Here is an 18033-nt window from a genome sequence, read left to right as displayed (position 1 = left end):
CTTTTTTTTCATCTTTATGTAAGAGTTAGATTTGAATCAAAAGGTAACGCTTATCCACTGCTTTTTAAAACCCTTTACCGAAGGTTTAGTGCAACCACGTGTATACTTCATGCTTCGGCCGACGGCCTCGCCCATCGGTTGCACGAACACCGTTGGTGGGCATATTGAATTATAAATAAAAGATAAAAAGTGAAGCCAGACCTTAGGTATGTAAAAATTATACCTGTTTACCTATTAGCCCTCACTTCAATAGGGTTGCCAGTGCTATTTGCAAAAGGTACAGCAATACCAATTACTGATAATTTAATGTGGTATTTATTCTTTCAATTGGTGTTTCTATTTACAATTGGACTTCTCTGGAAAAAAGTAATTTTTGATATTAATAACATTGAGGTTACTAATACCGAAATTAGAATTACAAATCTGTTAACTAAAAAGGTACGAATCATTCAAAGAGACTCTTTGATAGGCTTCAAAGACAGCTTTTGGAATGGATATACAGTGAAATTAATTGATAAAGAAGGTAAAACTGTTGCTAAATTATACGAGGAATATTACCGAAACTTTAAAGACTTGCTGATAACATTAAATCTAGATTATTTAAAATAAGAACTGCGATAGCCCAATAAGGTGCAGCCTTAACCCCCAGATACACTATAGGCTTCTGCTGCATAACCGTTAATGGCAATTCAGAAAATGAAAAGCTTCAGAATCTTCATCTTTACTCTAGTAGTGTTATCTTCCTGTAAAGCTGATGACTTTTACAGCGTGACTAAGACTATAGAAGCGCCCGAACAGATCGAAGTAAATGAACCATTCGAGGTTAAACTTATCCTCACAAATAATACAACAGCACATTTGCCTCTGACTCTAGATCAGGATATAACAAAGTCGATCCATCTTATGCCACATTGGTATTGTGGAGATGAATACCTGTCTGACAGGACACCAAACCCAAAGGATAAAATACACACCTACTATGCTGTTGAACTTGCTCCAAAGGAGTCATTGACATTTGATTTAATGGCTGAGTTAAGCGCTTTTTCAAATGGAGACAGTTTAAGGTTAGTGATTGACAATTATGAAAAGGACTTTAAGCTAGCCAATCCTAATTGTGAAAACTTCAATCTGACTTTGGGGGGAATGTGGGTTCCAGGTAATGGTCCTTTTGGAGATTCAATGGAAGGATACGATTTCAGCACAAAAATTAAAATAAAACCTCCCGCCAACCAAATCCACAAGCTGTAACCTACTGCTGGCTATTAGTGTTCATATTAAATTGTTGTATGCAACTTAAATGACAGGTGTATGAACAGGTGTAAAGAGGTTTTGCAACAACAACTACGGTATGCTATCATTCTTATTGCTGTTGTGTTGTTTCCAGTTAAACTTCTTGCACAAAAAGAGTTTTATACTCCAAAATCACTGTTAATCCCGCTCCACGATCAAAAAAATCAATTGCATGTTTCATTTGGCAGAGGTGGTGGCTACGACTTTAACCTATCCTATGCCTTTTCAAATAAGCTGGCATTGTTCTCCGCTGCTACCTTCGACAGTGACACCAAGAAAAGAATAAGCATACTTGGAGACAGGTATAATGTTGACAGGAATGATTATGTCCTCAAGGGCGGCTTAGGTTATTTCGCCAATACTGACAAACCGGTTTTCCCCATCATGGAGGTATATGTGGGCGCAGGTATAACCAAGGTAGACAACTATTGGCATTTTACAGGTAACACAGATGGAGAAGTCACGCAGGCGCAATACTGGAGCCTGTTCGGGCAATTTAATGCAGGCAAGAGGATGGCGAAAAGTGAGTATGGTCTTGGACTAAGATTTACCTATTCACAGTATACTGATTTCAATTTCTATGACACCTATTCTATTTCCAAAAAGAGTAGTTATAAAAACCTGACAGGCTTGACTGCAGATCCAGTAATAAGTGCGGGCTACACGTTGTATGGTGTAAATATAAACGCACAGTTAGGGGTAGCAATTCCTTTGATAGCTCCTTCTGTAGAACGCACAGATACTCATACCGCCTATGAAGGAAGCAGTGAAATAAGTACATTGAATCATTCACAGGAAGAGGTTCGCCTATACTCTGTTATAGGTAGACTGGCCCTACAGTATAAATTAAACCTCCATAAGAAAAGATAATAAATATAGCCTGATCACTAACCGATTCTTTTTGATAAGGTAGAAAACGGATTGATGCTTAACCGCATCGACTGATCAGTTCCCTGTTTTTTCCTCTTTTGCAACCGCACAGGTTCAATCCAGTAAAAGAGGCGTATACCTGCAACTTAAAAAAAGCGGACCTCACACCTTATGGAACAATTCTTTTTCGACAACTGGGAGAGCATCTTCAGAACATTTACCATCACCATTCTAGCGTACATTGCCATGGTTCTGCTCCTGCGGGCATCCGGCAAACGAACGCTCTCCAAGATGAACGCATTTGATTTCATTGTGACAGTGGCTTTGGGTTCGGCACTCGCCGCAGTTTCACTTAACAAAAATATTGCGCTGCTAGATGGTGTTTTGGCATTCTTCCTGCTGATTTTCCTGCAATATGCCATTACCTGGCTTTCAGTACGCGTCAAGTATGTTAAGCATATCATAACCAGCAAGCCAACCCTGTTGCTATACAAAGGAGAATTACTGGATGACGCCCTCAAAAGAGAACGCGTGACAATAGAGGAGATCAATTCGGCCGCACGCAATGGCGGGCATGGAGATCTGTCTCAAATTGAAGTGATGATACTGGAATCCACGGGTGAGATCACAGTAATCTCAAACATTAAAGCAGACTCCACCAATGCACTGAAAGACGCTGAGAATTTCCCGCGATGAGGCTAACACATGCGCCCACCGTTTGACAGTGCTTACTGCTGCTTTTTTAACGAATCAGTTCAACCCAACCTTTCCAATTCTGCCCGTTACTGGTGGTGGCGTGATAGAAATAAATACCGCTTCGCTGATTTCCGCCGTCCCAGTTTTGTTTATAGTCCGCCTGCTCAAAAACCAGTTTCCCCCATCTGTCAAACACTTTTAAATCAAGGGGAAGGCAGGATACATTCAGGACGAAGTAATCATTCAAGCCGTCGCCATTCGGAGTAAATACATTGGCGTTCTCGTTCCGGCGCTCGACTTGCACTGTTGTTACCTGCTGTCTGCTGCTGCAATCATTTCCATAATAGGTAGTCAGGTACACATCAAAGTTGCCGATTGTATTGTAGGTATGGCCGGGCGTAGCTTCCTGTGAAGTAGCGCCATCGCCAAACTCCCACAAATAGGCAGTAGCGCCGCTAGTGCTGTTGGTAAACTTTACCTGCAGCGGGGCGAGTCCCGATGGGCTTTCGGCAGTACCGCACTCAACGGGTTCGAAACCTGCCTGGATAGTAGGTATAGGCGTAACCCGCACCACTGTTGTACTGTAACCCGCGCAATGCCCATTGTCAAAGGTATAGGTCAGGGTGTGAGTTCCTGCACCTGCCGACGAGGGATTGAATACTCCTGCTGCACTTACTCCTGCTCCACTCCAGGTGCCACCTGCCGGACTAAATCCTGTCAGCTGCACCTCTCCACTGCCTATACATAGTTCAACATCGCTGCCCGCCTGCACATTCAGCGCAGGATCAATGGTAGCCGTTACCAGCGTTCGCTCACTTTCGCAGCCCGTGTTGGTTACGAGCGATACATAGTAGTGCGTGGTGCTGTTGATAGGTGGTGTCCTGAACGCAGAGCCAGTGGCCAGTGCTTCGCCTCCTGTGGCGGTGGCATACCAATGGTAGGCTTCACCGGCACGGGCTCCTGAAACTGCGAAGGTTACGTTACCGCTGCCACAACTTGCAGTAGGTATAGCAACAGGCGCCATAGGTCTTGCAATAATACTGACAGGTATGCTACTCTCCCTGCCTATTACAGCTGGCACTCCGGCCACCACCCGGATCTTATAGCCAGCGCCTGGCGCTATACCTGCTGGTAACTCAGCCATAATAGGAGCCGATTGACCAGTACCTATCGTCACAGGGTTGGCAAACGAACCGGAGGCATCGGAGAGCTGGGCCGTGAAGGTATTGCCAACTGCGTAAGAACCGGATTTGAGAAATGAAACAGGCACGATTGCGCCAGCACAGTATTCCAGTTCAGGCAGGTTGCTGGTCAGAATGGCTGGGTTGTCCTCTGACTCGAGTTTAGCCACGAAAGCACTGAATCCCTCTGACTTATGCAAGAGTCTTGTTTCCCCGAAAGAAGTATCTCCTCCATACACCCCATGTAGGTATACACCTCCCAAAGCATCTACTGCCAAGCCGTAGCCCATGCCATGGGTGTTGTTCCCGTCAAAGGTTTTTACCCAAACCACCTTTCCTTCAGTATCATATTTGGCTATAAAAAAGCTACCTCCCAAACTGTTCTGAATGACGAATGGCCCAAAGTCAACCTTGTACGAAAAAAAACCTGAAATATAGGTGTTGCCTTTGTAGTCTGTAGCCAGTCCCTGCGCCACATCTGGTCCTGAACCGCCTGCTCTACGAGCCCAAATGACTTCACCGTCTGGCGTATATTTAGCGACAAACACTTCCTGCTCTTGCGAATCAAAACTGTAAGAACCGAAGCTGGCGTTAGAAAAAAAATAACCTGTAAGCAGAATGTTGCCTCGGGGGTCCAAATCAATTTTATAGCTCTGTGTCCGGACTCCGCCCGTTTGTTTCACCCATTCCAACTTGCCTGCAGCATTGTATTTTGCTATAAATATCGCATCCTCTTGTGGACCAAAAGGACTGGAGATAGAAACCGTTTCAAACTGGGCCACTCCCTGAAATCTGCCTGTCAGGTAACTATTACCCTCCTCGTCTACTGTAATATCGGAGGCAATATCGTAGTCTTGTCCCCCTATCTTTCTAACCCATATTTCTTTACCATCAGGGTCATACTTGACCAGGAAGATATCCGTTGACTGACTGGAGAAATCAGTATTTTCAAAGAAAATACGTGTGTCGGCAAAGGAACCGGTAACGTATATGTATCCCGCACGATCAACCCCAAGTCCTACGCCATGCGAAGCAGGAGTACTTTTAACCCATAAAACGTTGCCTGCGGGGTTTAGCTTAACCAGAAAAAAGTTGTTTGTCCCTGAGCCTGAAATCGTGAAAGCGCCAAAAACGCCAACCCCTTTAAAATTTCCGGTGACATAAATATTGCCCGATGCATCCAATGCAATATCCCTACCTATACCTCCAATCTTAGTGGCCCATACCTCTTTTCCAGCATTATCATACTTCGCGACATAACCATTTACAACGCCACCTAAACCTGTTAGACTGATATCCCCAAAGTTGGCTGATTGCTGAAACATGCCCGTCACAAAGGTATTACCTGCGTTATCCACCGCAATTTCATGGCTGACTGTGGCATAGCCCGTAATACTGTTGGCCCACTCCCACTCAGGAGGGTTATTCGTTTGTGCTGATAAGGGGGAAGTGATTACACACAGAGTGAACAGTAACAGTGTAAAAATTTTAAGCATAAGCTGCTGATGTGAACAGGAATAAGGGAGATACAGGCTGTCACCTAAAGATGATAAGGTATGGCAGCCATCGTCCTGCAAATATACAATATCTCCACTCTCCCAAAACCCGCTTCAACTGCTAATTGCCAGGCCGGATTTTTAACAGCTAAGGCAAGTATTGAGGGCAAAACAAATCTGTTTTTCCTAACTTGCATTTTTAACAGGTTCTTATTTACCCTTGCTTAACCCTACGCACGCTCGATGAACATCATCCGAAACCTGAAGATCAGGGATAAACTCCTCCTCCTGCTGGCCCTGCTCCTTTTTCCGCTTGTGTATTTTGTGGCTGTTACCGTGCAGCGCGAAATCGAAGAGAATAACAAGCTGCAGGACGAGATTGCTCAGCTCACCGAGTCAGAAAAAATATCCTCTCTGTTGCACGCCTTTCAGCGCGAGCGTGCCCGTATACTGGCGGCTGCTTCCGGCGATTCCATTTTCATGCTCGATGCACGTGCGCAAAGAAGTCTGACCGATGCCGCCACACTCGACCTGACAGACTTCCTGAGCAATACCAGCCGCACCTTGCCTGCCATCTCCATGATGCAGGATATCAATAAGTACCGCAGTGACCTCGATAAGGGAAACCTGGATGTGGACGACTTTCGCCGCTATTCAAATGAGCTGATTTTTAGCATGCTTAACCGCATGGACGCCAGCGCAACAGCACTTAGCAACGTCGAGATCAGTCGCCAGCTGATCAGTTTCAAAAGTCTCTCTGAAGCCAAAATCCACCTGGGTCGCATGCGTAGTCTGCTGATGAAGTCTATGCAGGAGGGCATATTCTCTTACCAGGATTACGCGCTCCTGATGACGCAATACAACAGCCACACAACAGCCTTGGAAAGCTTTTATCGCTACGCCGATCGTGGCACCGTGAACGAAGTGCAGAAGATCATAGTGTCTGACGAGTATAAACGTGCCGCTGCTGTTTTGCAGCGCCTTGAACAGGATCCGGACACAGATCTGAACACCTATGATGCAGGCTCCGTTTACAGCCTGTATACCTTCAATATCGAGGCGCTTCGCGATGCCGAAAAGCACCTCATCCAAAACATCAAAGCGCAGGTACAGGATGAGAGCAATCGCAAAGAGCGCTATCTGCAGGTGCTGTTTGTAGCGCTGCTGTTTATTCTGACGCTCGTAGGTTTCCTTTCCTACTTCATCATCAGCCTGATCTCTACCTCACTGGCCACACTCAAAAACGCGGCCGACCGCATCCGGCTGGGTGCCACAGACGTGGTGGTTAATATTGAAAGCGAAGACGAGATCGGTAGTGTGGCCTCTTCATTCAGAGGGGTGGTGAACAAAACCGTGTCGCTGTCGCAGGTGGCGCAGGCTATTGGCGAGGGCCGGTATGATGTAGAGGTAGAGGTGCAAAGTAAGGAGGATATGCTGAGCCTTGCCATCCGAGACATGAAAAATAACCTGGAGCACTTCACCACCGAGAATGCAAATCGCAACTGGGTGCTGACAGGCGTAGCCGAGCTGAGTAACCTGATCGGGGGCGAAACCACGCTGGACAAAGTCTCCAGGCACGCCCTCTCCTACCTCTGCAACTACACCGACTCTGAGGCCGGTGTGCTGTACCTGCACAACAACAACGGCAAACTGGAACCTGCCGCCAGCCATGGTCTGCAACAGAACAAAGCGCAATTGCCTGTGTTTGAAGTTGGAACCGGTTTGGTAGGCCAGGCAGTGGCCGAACGCAAGGTGAAAGTGCTGGAGGAAGTGCAGGAGGAGTACCTGCGCATTCGCACCGGACTTTCAGACATTGAGCCAGCTACGGTCATCATCATCCCATTATACTTTGGCAACACCATCATAGGCGCACTGGAGCTGGCCTCCCGCCGACCGTACACGGAAGTGCAGCGCCGTCTGCTTGACTCCGCAGCCGAGCGTATTTCGGTGCTCATCCACACCCTGAAAGCACACCTGCAAACGCAGGAGCTGCTTTACGAAACTCAAAACCAGGCCGAGGAACTGGAAACGCAGCAGGAAGAGCTGCGCCAACTTAATGCCGAGCTTAAGGCTTCGGAAGAAGAGCTGCGCGTGAACCAGGAGGAATTGCAGGAGAAGAACGCTGAACTGGAGGAGAAGGCGCAACTGCTGGAAGAACAGTACGAGGCACTGGGCGCTAAGAATAAGGCCCTGGAGGATGCCCGCGAAGCCATCGAACTGAAGATACAGCAGGTAGAGACTGTGAGCAAGTACAAGAGTGACTTCCTGGCCAACATGAGCCACGAACTCCGCACCCCGCTCAACAGTATCCTTATCCTGTCGCGATTGTTGGCCGACAACAACGAAAACACACTCTCCATGAAGCAGATTGACCATGCCCAGATCATTCATAAATCAGGCAACGACCTGCTCAGGCTGATCAACGAAATACTGGACCTCTCCAAAATCGAGTCCGGTATGGTGAAGCTGGAAACAGAAGAGCTGCGCCTGACTGACGTATCCCTGGAGCCGATATTTAAAGAACTGGCCGCCAAGAAGAAGATCAACTTCAAAGAGCGCCACGTGCCGGGTACCTTCGACAGCATCGTGACCGACCGTTTCCGGCTGGAGCAGATCCTCAAGAACTTCATTGGCAATGCTATCAAATTTACCGACGAGGGCGGCGAAGTGGAGTTCAAGGTATACCCGGTTACGCAGCGGCCTAAGTTTAAGTCGGAGCAGCTGCACGACACCCAGGATGTGGTAGCCTTCGCTGTGCGTGACACGGGCATTGGTATACCTGCCGAGAAGCAAAGTATGGTGTTTGAGGCCTTCCAGCAAGCCGACACGTCCACTACCCGCAAGTATGGCGGCACTGGTCTGGGACTGACCATCAGCAAAGAGCTGGCTACCCTGCTGGGCGGTGAATTGATGCTGGAAAGCGAGCCAGGCAAGGGCAGTACCTTTACGCTATACCTGCCGCGTGTGCCTTTCGGTGCAACAAATGGCGCCGCCATACCTGAGCAGCATCAGGCTCCTGCTTATACCCCACCTGCTGCACAGCCTGTCGCTGTACCAAGCACCTCCCCGGCACAGCAAAAGAGCCAGAGCATGGGTCAAGTGTTCCTGGATATGGAGCGCCAGAACAAGACAGACATCTGCGTGCTGATCGTGGAGGATGACAAAGGCTTCAGCGACATCCTGGCGGATTTTGCCAAGGCCAAAAACTTCAAAGTACACCAGGCCTTTACAGGGCGTGACGGCCTGCGCATGGCTCTGGAGCACAAGCCTGACGCCATGTTGCTCGACATCCAGCTGCCGGATATGACAGGTTGGGATGTGCTCAAAAAAGTGCGTGAAGACAAAGACCTGCGAAACATCAATGTACACGTGATGTCGGCTTACGACAAGGAGGTGATCGGCGAGCATGCCGAGAACGAAGATTACCTTCCCAAGCCAGTCACGCTCGAGATGCTGAACAAAGCCTTTGGCTCCATCGTGAGCAAATCGGGAGCAAACATTGAGAACATCCTGATCGTGGAGGACAACGAGATCGAGAACAAAGCCGTGGCCGAGCTGCTGCTGGCACATGGACTCAAGTCGACTTCCGCCTACTCTGCTGAAGAAGCCGAAAAGGTGCTGGCCAAGCAAAAAGTAGACTGCATCATCCTCGACCTCAACCTGCCGGGCATGAAAGGCTACGACTGGATGAAGAAGATCAAGTCTCAGACCAAACTCGGCGATATTCCGATCATCATCTACTCGGGCAAGGACCTGAGTGAAGAGGAAGAGACGAAGCTGAAGGAGTTTGCCAACACGATCATCATCAAAAACGAATACTCATACCTGCGCCTGCTCGACGAGGTGCAGCTCTTCCTGCACAAGGTAAACCAGAAGCTGCCACCGGGCAACGAGTTCAAGATGAAGCTGCACGTGCCGGAGGAAGTACTACGCGGCAAGAAGATACTGGTGGTAGACGACGACGTGCGCAACATCTACTCACTGAGCAGTCTGCTGGAGATGCACGGCATGCAGGTCATAGCGGCTTACGATGGCAAGGAAGCACTCGAAAAACTTGATACAGAATCAGGTATAGACATGGTGCTGATGGACGTGATGATGCCGGAAATGGATGGGATAGAAGCGACAAAACGAATCCGCAAGGATTTACGTTTTAAGCAACTGCCGATCATTTCACTCACCGCGAAGGCTATGAAAGAAGACAGAGAAAAATGCATAGAAGCCGGGGCTTCTGACTATATACCTAAACCAGTGGATACCGATAAGTTGCTTACCCTTATGCGGGTTTGGTTGTATGAAGCTTGAGAACGAGGAGCTGTTTGAGCTGGAGGTAGAGGCGCTCATCAAAGAAATACACACACAGTACGGATACGATTTCAGCGGCTATGCACGAGCCTCCGTGTACCGCCGCATCAAGCGTTTTCTGGGTCAGAAACATTTGCAGAGCATTGACGAACTGCGCAAGTTTCTGTTCACGGACAGCTTCTTTTTCGAGAATTTCCTGCAGGAGGTCACCGTGAACGTAACGGAGATGTTCCGCGACCCGACTTTCTATAAGTCACTCCGCGAGAACGTGCTGCCGATCCTGTCCACTTACCCTTTCATCAAGGTATGGGACGCGGGCTGCTCTACCGGCGAGGAACTGTTTTCGCTGGCGATACTGCTGGAGGAGGAAGGGCTGCTGAGTCGAACCAAGATCTACGCCACAGACATCAACCAGAAGGTGCTGCGGCAGGCGAAAGACGGCATCTTCTCCGCTACGCACATGACGGCCTACACTGCCGCCTATTACGCGGCCGGTGGCAAGCGCGATTTTGCAGAATACTATACCAGCAACTACGGCAGCGTGAAGTTCAACTCCTCGCTTGTCAAAAATGTAGTATTCTACCCGCATAATCTGGCGACTGATACTTCGTTCAATGAATTCCACCTGATCGTGTGCCGCAACGTGCTCATTTACTTTAAACGGGCACTACAGGAGCGTGTATACCAGCTTTTTGATGAGAGTCTGGTGAGCCTGGGCTACCTGGCATTGGGCAAAAAGGAAACACTGGCTATGTCTGAGATCAGTAGCAAGTATAACTTTGTAGACAAGAACAACCGCATATACCGCAAGAACTCCTGATGCGCGACAATACCCAACTGATCGTACTAGGTGGCTCCTGGGGTGGCATACAGGCCTCGATGAAGATACTGCAAGGGCTGCCCGCGGACTATAGTATTCCCATCGTACTGGTGCTGCACCGCTTGCGCAATCAGGAAGGCAGCCTGCAGGAGCTTTTTGACAAGAAATTGGTACTGAAAGCAGTCGAGATCGATGACAAAGCGCCACTGGAGGCAGGCCACGTATACATTGCCCCATCCAACTACCACGTGCTGCTCGAAAAAGACCATACTTTCTCGCTCGACGCCTCCGAACTGGAGAACTACTCCCGCCCTTCCATCGACGTGACCTTTACCAGCGCAGCCGATGTTTTCGGGAAAAATACAGTTGGAATACTACTTAGTGGGGCCAGTAAGGATGGAAGTTCAGGATTAAAGTATATATTTGAGAAACGGGGCACTGCCATCGTGCAGCATCCCGGCGAAGCGGAGATTGCCACCATGCCGCTGGCAGCCATCAATAGCACACCCGGCTGTAGTATCATGAATGTTGAGCGCATACAAGCTTATTTGCTAACTTTACATGAACACTGACCACGATACCATACCTATAACATCCTTGCCTACAGCTACCCACCCGGTAAAGATATTGCTAGTCGATGACAAAGAAGAAAACCTTGTCAGTCTGGCGAGTCTGCTCTCTGAGGAAGGCGATAATACGGAATACCTGTTTGCCAACTCGGGCGAAGAAGCCCTGAAGTTGGCGCTGCAGGAAGAAATAGCGCTGATCCTGCTGGACGTGCAAATGCCCGGCATGAATGGCTATGAAGTGGCCCGCTACCTGCGCGATATTTCTAAAACAAGGGATATACCCATTATTTTCGTGACAGCCATCCACCAGCAGGATGTGCATGTGATGGAGGGTTTTGAGGCCGGTGCCGTGGACTTTCTTTTCAAACCGCTGCACCCTGCCATCACCAAGGCCAAAGTAGCGGCATTTGTACGCTTTTACCTGCAGAAGAAAGAAGTGGAGCTTGCCCACAAACGCACCCAGGAAATCAACCGCGAACTGGAAGAACGAGTGAAGGCCCGCACAGCGGAACTTACCCGCGTGAACAAAGACCTCGACAATTTTGTATACACCGCCTCGCACGATCTCAAGGCCCCTATCAACAACATCGAGGGGCTGGCGGTGGCGCTGAAAGAGATACTCGAAAGCCCGGAACCTGATCACAATGAACTGAATATCATCATGGCTATGATTCAGGATGCCATCAGCAGGTTTAAACACACGCTGATGGACCTGACCGAAGTGGCTAAGCTGCAGCATCAGGATGAAACAGCCATCGAAAGCGTCCGGTTTGAGGAATTGCTAGAGGACGTGACCCTCAATATCCAGGAGCTGATCACCAAATATGACGCTGAGATAAGGACAGACTTTTCGGAGGCCCCCGAAATGGTTTTTTCCCGCAAAAACCTTCGCAGCATCGTCTACAACCTGGTATCAAATGCTATCAAGTACAGCTCACCGGAACGTAAACCATTGATTGAGGTCAGCACATACCGTGAGGGCACTTATACTGTGTTCCGGGTAAAAGACAATGGACTCGGTTTGAAACCAGAAGATCGGGACAAGGTATTTGACATGTTCAAGCGCCTGCATGCGCATGTGGAAGGTACCGGCGTAGGACTCGCTATCGTGAAACGGATCGTAGAGAACTGTGACGGCAAAATTGAGTGCGACAGCCAACAAGGTAAAGGCTCTGAATTCAGAGTTTATCTGAAGAGTTAACAAGGTCCTGTCACATACATAAGGTATAGCACACCATGGATTATTTCTCTGCAGCGCTCACGATTCTTTAATCCATGATTACCCGGCCATTCAGATCATGGCCAGTGGAAGAGTTGGCAAACCGACCGAGCAATACAGCACACTTAACGGCAAAGAAACCCTCTCCCAAGCCGATCTCGCCTAGAAAGGCTTTCTTTTGGAGCAATTGATGCGGGTGAGAAAGTAGGGAGTGTATGAAACAGAAGAGCCGCTCTTTGCATTTGCAGGAGCGGCTCTTCTGTTTAAGGTTTCGGTTACGCTTTAGCAGGTATACGCTTCAGTGTATCCAGCAGGAAATCCCAGTACTTCTGCACCGAGCTGATTTGCACTTTTTCATCAGGGGAGTGAGCACCACGGATGTTCGGACCGAAAGAGATCATTTCCATCTCCGGATAGTTCGCGCCGATGATACCGCATTCCAGACCAGCATGGCAGGCATTCACGTGGGCTTCGCCGTTATACTTCTCTTTGTAAAGGTCGCTCATCAGCTGCACGATGCCGGCACCCGGACGAGGCATCCAACCCGGATACATACCACTGAGTGATACTGATGCGCCACCCAGTTCGAGGGCGCTTTGAATAGCGGCCGCCAGATCCATTTTCTCACTGTCCACAGAGCTGCGGGTGAGGCATTGTACGGTCAGTTTGCCGTCCTGCACCAACACGCGGGCCACGTTATTGGAAGTCTGTACCAGGTGCTGGATATCCGGGCTCATGCGGTATACCCCGTTGTGGCATGCGTAGAGCGCACGTAGCAGTTTGCTCTGGTAGTCGGCTGGTAAAACTTGTGCAGGTGTTTCTGTCTCCTCTACTGTCACGACCAGATTCGGGTCTGTCGTAGCGTGTTCATTTTTGAGGATAGTGGTCAACTCCTCCACAAAATTCTCAAAAGCTTTAGCCTCACCTGCAGGTATAGCCACTACAGCTACGGACTCACGAGGGATCGCATTGCGCAGTCCGCCGCCGTCGATCGAGCCGATGCGCAGGCCAACTTTTTCAGTAGCCTGGTGCAGCAGTCGGTTCATCAGTTTGTTGGCATTGCCGCGACCGAGGTAGATGTCCATACCGGAGTGACCGCCCGTCAGGCCTTTGATGTTTACTTTGTAGCCTTTCATGTCACCGCTTATACCTTCAGGCTGGTAAGTGCCGCTGGCATTGATGTCCACTCCCCCGGCGCAACCTATTGTCAGTTCGGTATCATCTTCGGTATCGAGGTTGAGCATGATATCGGCTTCCAGCATACCGCCTTTCAGGCCAAGGGCACCGGTCATACCTGTTTCTTCGTCTACTGTGAACAGCGCCTCGATGGCTGGATGCTCAATGTCGGTAGAGACCAGCAGCGCCATGATCGTGGCCACACCAAGGCCATTGTCGGCTCCCAGTGTCGTGCCGCGTGCTTTTACCCAGTCACCGTCCACATACATGTCGATGCCCTGCGTGTCAAAGTCAAAATCGGTGTCGGTATTCTTTTGATGCACCATGTCCACGTGGCTCTGGATCAGGACCGTCTTGCGGTCTTCCATACCTGCCGTGGCGGGTTTCTTGATGATGACATTGCCGATCTCGTCCTGTATGGTTTCAAGGCCAAGTTTCTGACCAAATTCCATCATAAAGGCGATCACGCGCTCTTCCTTTTTAGAAGGACGTGGAACGGCGTTCAGGTCAGCGAAATTATTCCAAAGGGCTTTCGGTTCGAGTGCTCTTACTTCAGTGCTCATGTATGGGATTTATTTTGATTGCGATTCTAGGCTATACCTGTTGTCGGGAGGTATAGGATTGGGTGCCGCTAAGGTACTAAGTTTATGGTGAAAGCCCCAGCAAGAGTGCAGCGTGACAGCCGATTAATTTAACAGGCAGAATAATTCTCAAAAAAATTTTCTGAACCCTGCGTCTTTCCGGCATCCTCCCCGTCATCCTGATGAATTTGAAACTAAAACATAAAGCAATTCATCATATGGAACCGATTTATCAATTCGCAACGCCACAGTCAATCGAAAATCAGAAAGCAGCACAGAGCAAGCAAGCTCAGGATGCCACGGATCAAACGGCCTCATGCCAAAACTGCAAAGAATCGAAGACGGACAGATCTTCTACCACTACCACCCTGTTGGCTATCGCCATGCTACTGGTGACGGGCTTCTGCACCAGTTTCTCCGCAACAGCTCAAACAGCTTTCGCCAGCAACAACGGTCCTAACAAGCCATCTAAAGATAACAAGTCGGATGTTGCCATTCGCTCATTAGACGATATCGTTTTTCCGGAATTGGAATTTAAGCGAGGCGCTTACCTAAAACTGCGCACGGTATACGTGGATGTGCCGGTGAGCAAGTTCAAAATCAAGCCTTTCCCGGCCAACAGTTCTGCTGAAACCCGAGCAGAACTCGACTTCCTGCTGCACCTGCAAAAAACACGCAACGCTGAAGCTGTAAACCGCACTGAAACCATGGCCAACGTATACTTCGACCCATTGACCACCAATCCGGCCGACGCCGACTATACCCGTAACATCAATAGCCTGTTTTACATTGGCCGCGACCTGGGTCCTTGGTTCAATGCGCAGCAGTTGCCGGTTACATCGCAGGTATTGCAGCAAGTGATACAGGATGCCACTTACTACATCTTCTCGCTAAAAGCCGACTTTAGCCGCCCTCGTCCTTATCAGTTGGATAGCCGATTGGAGAACCTGGAAGCGCCGGGCCACGCCTCTTATCCTAGCGGACACTCCTCTACTTCGCACGTGCATGCCTATATTCTGAGCCACATTTTCCCGGAGTATAAAGACCACTTCATGGGTGTTGCCAGCGACATGGCCTTCTCCAGAGAAACCCGCGGCGTGCACTACCCAAGCGACTCGGAAGCCGGTAAGGAGTTTGCCCGACAGTTTGTGGACGAACTGATGAAGAGCCGTCAATTCCGCACAGACCTGGAAGCCATGAAGGCGGAAATAGTCCAAGTCAGAGCTGCTAATCAACTCACAAAAAAATAAGACCGAAAGCCACACAAAAATTCCGAGCCGAATTAGTTGGAGAGTGTAAAACCTGTCGTACTATTGCAGCCTGAAATTTAGAGGATAATGGAATCTTGGTTAGGATACGCACTCGTTGCCATGCTCACAGGGGGCGTGGCAATGGTGTTTGCGAAGATGGGCATGAATAACAACGCCAACGAGCATTTGGCGCTGGTGATACGCACAGGAGTATTGTTTATGATGGTGCTGGGCCACGCACTCTACGCAGGTGGCCTCAAGTCAGCCCGGCTGATCGATAACAAAACGCTTACCTGGTTTATACTGGCAGGGGCCTGCACAGCAGTGTATTGGATCCTCTATTTCAAAGCCATCAAAACAGCCGATGTATCTGTAGTGGCTACGATTGACCGGGCAGGTATTCTGGTCACGGTGGGACTCTCCTACTTTCTGCTGAACGAGCCGCTCACGCCGCGACTATTGCTGGGTATGGGCGTGATCTTGTGTGGCACTTTGATTCTGATCTGGAAATAAACGATGATACAGCTCGCAACAATGCAGCAGGAGCATGCGCATGATGTGCTCCGCATTTACGGTGAAGGCCTGCAAACCGGCTTTTCGACCTTCAACACGGAGGTGCCCACCTGGGAAGAATGGGACCGTAACCATCTGCCGCATACCCGAATCGTCGCTGTTGAAAATGAGGAAGTGCTAGGTTGGTTGGCGCTCCTACCCGTCTCCTCGCGGGCCTGTTACCGGGGAGTGGCTGAGTTCAGCATTTACATTGCCACCCGTCATCGTGGCAGAGGTATAGCAGATAGGCTCATGCAAGCCATGATTGAGGAGAGCGAAGCCAACGGCATCTGGACTTTGCAGTCCTCGACTTTCGCTGATAATGCCACCAGCCTGCGCCTACAGGAGCGGCACGGCTTCAGGCAGATCGGCTACCGCGACCGCATTGCCCAGTTGCACGGCGTATGGCGCAACACTATATTGCTTGAGCGGCGCAGCAACTTATTTTGACCTGAAACTCGTACTCAGCCTAAAAAGCCCATGGAAATCAACAGCATACCTTCTTTTCTGGATTACTACAGCAAGATCAGGCAGCGCACCGAGCGTGTCATCGCCTGTATACCTGCCGACCAATTCGACTGGACCTACCGGGAAGGTAAATTCACCTTTGCAGACCAGATCCGGCACATTGCGGCCATAGAGCGCTACCTGTATGCGGAGACCGTACAAGGCAGACCTGACGCTTATACCGGTTGCGGCAAGGCGCTGGCGGATGGTCCGGAATATGTACTGGCCTTTTTCCGGGAAAAGCATCAGGAGAGTCTCACTATTTTCAGCAGCCTGTCTGACCAGGACCTGCAGCAGAAAATACAAACACCGGGAGGCGGACTGATTACGTGCTGGAAATGGCTTCGCGTATTGGTTGAGCATGAAATTCATCACCGGGCGCACATCTATACCTATCTGGGCATATTGGGCGTACCGACGCCCCCTATTTTTGGCCTCACCTCAGAGCAGGTACAGGAGCAAGGCACTCAGGCATCAAAAATTTAGCCAACAGAAAAGCGCCACTGCAATGAGCAGTGGCGCTTTTCTGTTGGCTATACCTCTTAGCAGGTATAGCGACTATATCGTTCGCATAGTAAGGGCCTTGTAATCCCATACACGTACATCATGTCCGTACTGTGTCTGGTCGATGAACGGGCCCCGGCAGATTTTGTCTTTTGGTGGTTCCACATCATACTGCTCTCTGGCCCGCAGCAGCAGTTCGTCCATTAGCCAACGGGGTATGATGTCCCGGTCGGATGGATATACGAACTGGAAACTCATGAACTGGGCCAGTAACAGCTGCCAGTGCTGTTCGGTGTAGGACCACAGCCGGTTCCAGTCCAGCTTATCGCCGCAGCTCAGGATGATGTGGTTGATGTCAGAACCGTCGTAGCGCTCCCGGTTCTGCACGTATAGTTTACACCAGATCAGCTCTTCGGCAGGCATAAATTTCACTTTTACACCGTACAGCTCGCCCTCCGTGGCATACTCAAACCAGCGGTCATCCACCGGGCACATACTGGCGGGGTTGTTGAAGATCAGGTCCATGAGGTGCTCCCCTTTTTTGGCTTTGGCCAGCCAGCGGGCGTCCGTCATTTCGGTATAGTAACCCTCTTCGGCAAAGGTCTTGAGAATGCGGGGGCACTCTCCCACCTTGCAGAAAATGTCCATGTCTTTTGTAGCCCTGTTGATCCCCGTGTACATGTCAAGGGCCAGACCGCCACCAACCAGGAACTTGGCCTCACTCTTGACCAGCAGGCTCAGCGCTTCTTTGTAAAAGCTCTCTGCAGTTAGTTCGCCATCGCCAGGGGGAGACTGCTCTGCTTTCACGGTCTTTTTTTTAGTTTTTACCGGGTCTTGGGCAGTTTTTACTTTTGTATGATTCAGTTGCTTATTCATGTGTCAAATTCAGGCTCTGTGATGGATGTAATCTTCAGCAGGAGACAGCATTGCCTGAAGACCGCCTCTGTCAGAAACAGTCTAAATTGTACTACTCCTTAATCTAAAACTGAGGTAAGTGGTTTACTCATAAAGCGCTGA

Annotated in this window: 16 protein-coding genes; 12 read left to right on the top strand and 4 right to left on the bottom strand. The window is 49.5% G+C overall.

The features are described from left to right. Nucleotides 1-189 precede the first annotated feature (189 nt). The 4 genes from I0P70_RS20585 (at nt 190) to I0P70_RS20570 (ending at nt 2856) form a co-directional block, all read left to right on the top strand. Nucleotides 190-609 (top strand): hypothetical protein, encoded by a 420-nt coding sequence (locus I0P70_RS20585; RefSeq protein WP_196121021.1) that lies wholly within the window; start codon nt 190-192, stop codon nt 607-609. A gap of 72 nt (nt 610-681) precedes the next feature. Further along, nucleotides 682-1248 (top strand): hypothetical protein, encoded by a 567-nt coding sequence (locus I0P70_RS20580; protein ID WP_196121020.1) that lies wholly within the window; start codon nt 682-684, stop codon nt 1246-1248. 81 nt (nt 1249-1329) lie between these two features. Beyond that, nucleotides 1330-2160 carry a hypothetical protein gene (locus tag I0P70_RS20575; RefSeq protein WP_196121019.1) on the top strand — a complete coding sequence of 277 codons (831 nt, stop codon included), beginning with the start codon at nt 1330-1332 and terminating at the stop codon, nt 2158-2160. A 171-nt stretch (nt 2161-2331) separates the two neighbouring features. Then, the gene (locus tag I0P70_RS20570) at nt 2332-2856 is read left to right on the top strand and encodes a DUF421 domain-containing protein (protein ID WP_196121018.1); all 525 of its coding nucleotides are present in this window, start codon (nt 2332-2334) and stop codon (nt 2854-2856) included. Between the two features lie 46 nt (nt 2857-2902). Here I0P70_RS20570 and I0P70_RS20565 read toward each other — a convergent pair whose 3' ends face one another. Continuing rightward, entirely contained in the window at nt 2903-5533 is a 2631-nt protein-coding gene (locus I0P70_RS20565; protein ID WP_196121017.1) for an SBBP repeat-containing protein, read from the bottom strand. Between the two features lie 243 nt (nt 5534-5776). Here I0P70_RS20565 and I0P70_RS20560 point away from each other — a divergent pair, with 243 nt between their 5' ends. The 4 genes from I0P70_RS20560 to I0P70_RS20545 are packed head-to-tail and all read left to right on the top strand — an operon-like array spanning nt 5777 to nt 12428. After that, nucleotides 5777-9838 (top strand): response regulator, encoded by a 4062-nt coding sequence (locus tag I0P70_RS20560; RefSeq protein ID WP_196121016.1) that lies wholly within the window; start codon nt 5777-5779, stop codon nt 9836-9838. Beyond that, a complete protein-coding gene (locus I0P70_RS20555) occupies nt 9828-10658 on the top strand; it encodes a protein-glutamate O-methyltransferase CheR (RefSeq protein ID WP_196121015.1) in 831 nt (276 codons plus the stop codon). The genes I0P70_RS20560 and I0P70_RS20555 overlap by 11 nt, the downstream gene beginning before the upstream one ends. Further along, complete coding sequence (locus I0P70_RS20550) at nt 10658-11230, top strand: chemotaxis protein CheB (protein WP_196121014.1); 573 nt, start codon at nt 10658-10660, stop codon at nt 11228-11230. Before I0P70_RS20555 ends, I0P70_RS20550 begins: the two co-directional genes overlap by 1 nt. After that, entirely contained in the window at nt 11220-12428 is a 1209-nt protein-coding gene (locus I0P70_RS20545; RefSeq protein ID WP_196121013.1) for an ATP-binding protein, read from the top strand. The genes I0P70_RS20550 and I0P70_RS20545 overlap by 11 nt, the downstream gene beginning before the upstream one ends. 67 nt (nt 12429-12495) lie before the next feature. Here I0P70_RS20545 and I0P70_RS20540 read toward each other — a convergent pair whose 3' ends face one another. Together I0P70_RS20540 and I0P70_RS20535 are read right to left on the bottom strand one after the other, a co-directional pair. Beyond that, a complete protein-coding gene (locus tag I0P70_RS20540) occupies nt 12496-12633 on the bottom strand; it encodes a hypothetical protein (RefSeq protein WP_196121012.1) in 138 nt (45 codons plus the stop codon). Between the two features lie 88 nt (nt 12634-12721). After that, nucleotides 12722-14185 (bottom strand): aminoacyl-histidine dipeptidase, encoded by a 1464-nt coding sequence (locus tag I0P70_RS20535; protein ID WP_196121011.1) that lies wholly within the window; start codon nt 14183-14185, stop codon nt 12722-12724. A 236-nt stretch (nt 14186-14421) separates the two neighbouring features. On the opposite strand from I0P70_RS20535, the gene I0P70_RS20530 reads away from it, so the two are divergent. From I0P70_RS20530 to I0P70_RS20515, 4 genes are all read left to right on the top strand, one after another. Further along, on the top strand, nt 14422-15453 hold the full coding sequence (locus tag I0P70_RS20530) for a phosphatase PAP2 family protein (protein WP_196121010.1): 1032 nt from the start codon (nt 14422-14424) through the stop codon (nt 15451-15453). Nucleotides 15454-15540: 87 nt separating this feature from the next. Beyond that, entirely contained in the window at nt 15541-15966 is a 426-nt protein-coding gene (locus I0P70_RS20525) for an EamA family transporter (RefSeq protein ID WP_007659376.1), read from the top strand. 3 nt (nt 15967-15969) lie between these two features. Beyond that, nucleotides 15970-16455, top strand: a complete 486-nt coding sequence (locus I0P70_RS20520) for a GNAT family N-acetyltransferase (protein WP_196121009.1) — start codon at nt 15970-15972, stop codon at nt 16453-16455. A 30-nt stretch (nt 16456-16485) separates the two neighbouring features. After that, entirely contained in the window at nt 16486-16998 is a 513-nt protein-coding gene (locus I0P70_RS20515; RefSeq protein ID WP_196121008.1) for a DinB family protein, read from the top strand. A 72-nt stretch (nt 16999-17070) separates the two neighbouring features. Here I0P70_RS20515 and I0P70_RS20510 read toward each other — a convergent pair whose 3' ends face one another. Next, on the bottom strand, nt 17071-17892 hold the full coding sequence (locus I0P70_RS20510; protein ID WP_196121007.1) for a nucleotidyltransferase: 822 nt from the start codon (nt 17890-17892) through the stop codon (nt 17071-17073). Nucleotides 17893-18033: the final 141 nt, after the last annotated feature.

Source organism: Pontibacter sp. FD36, assembly GCF_015686655.1.
Classification (GTDB): domain Bacteria; phylum Bacteroidota; class Bacteroidia; order Cytophagales; family Hymenobacteraceae; genus Pontibacter.
The sequence above is the reverse complement of the archived record's forward strand: the minus strand, read 5'-3'. Positions and strand labels throughout refer to the sequence as shown.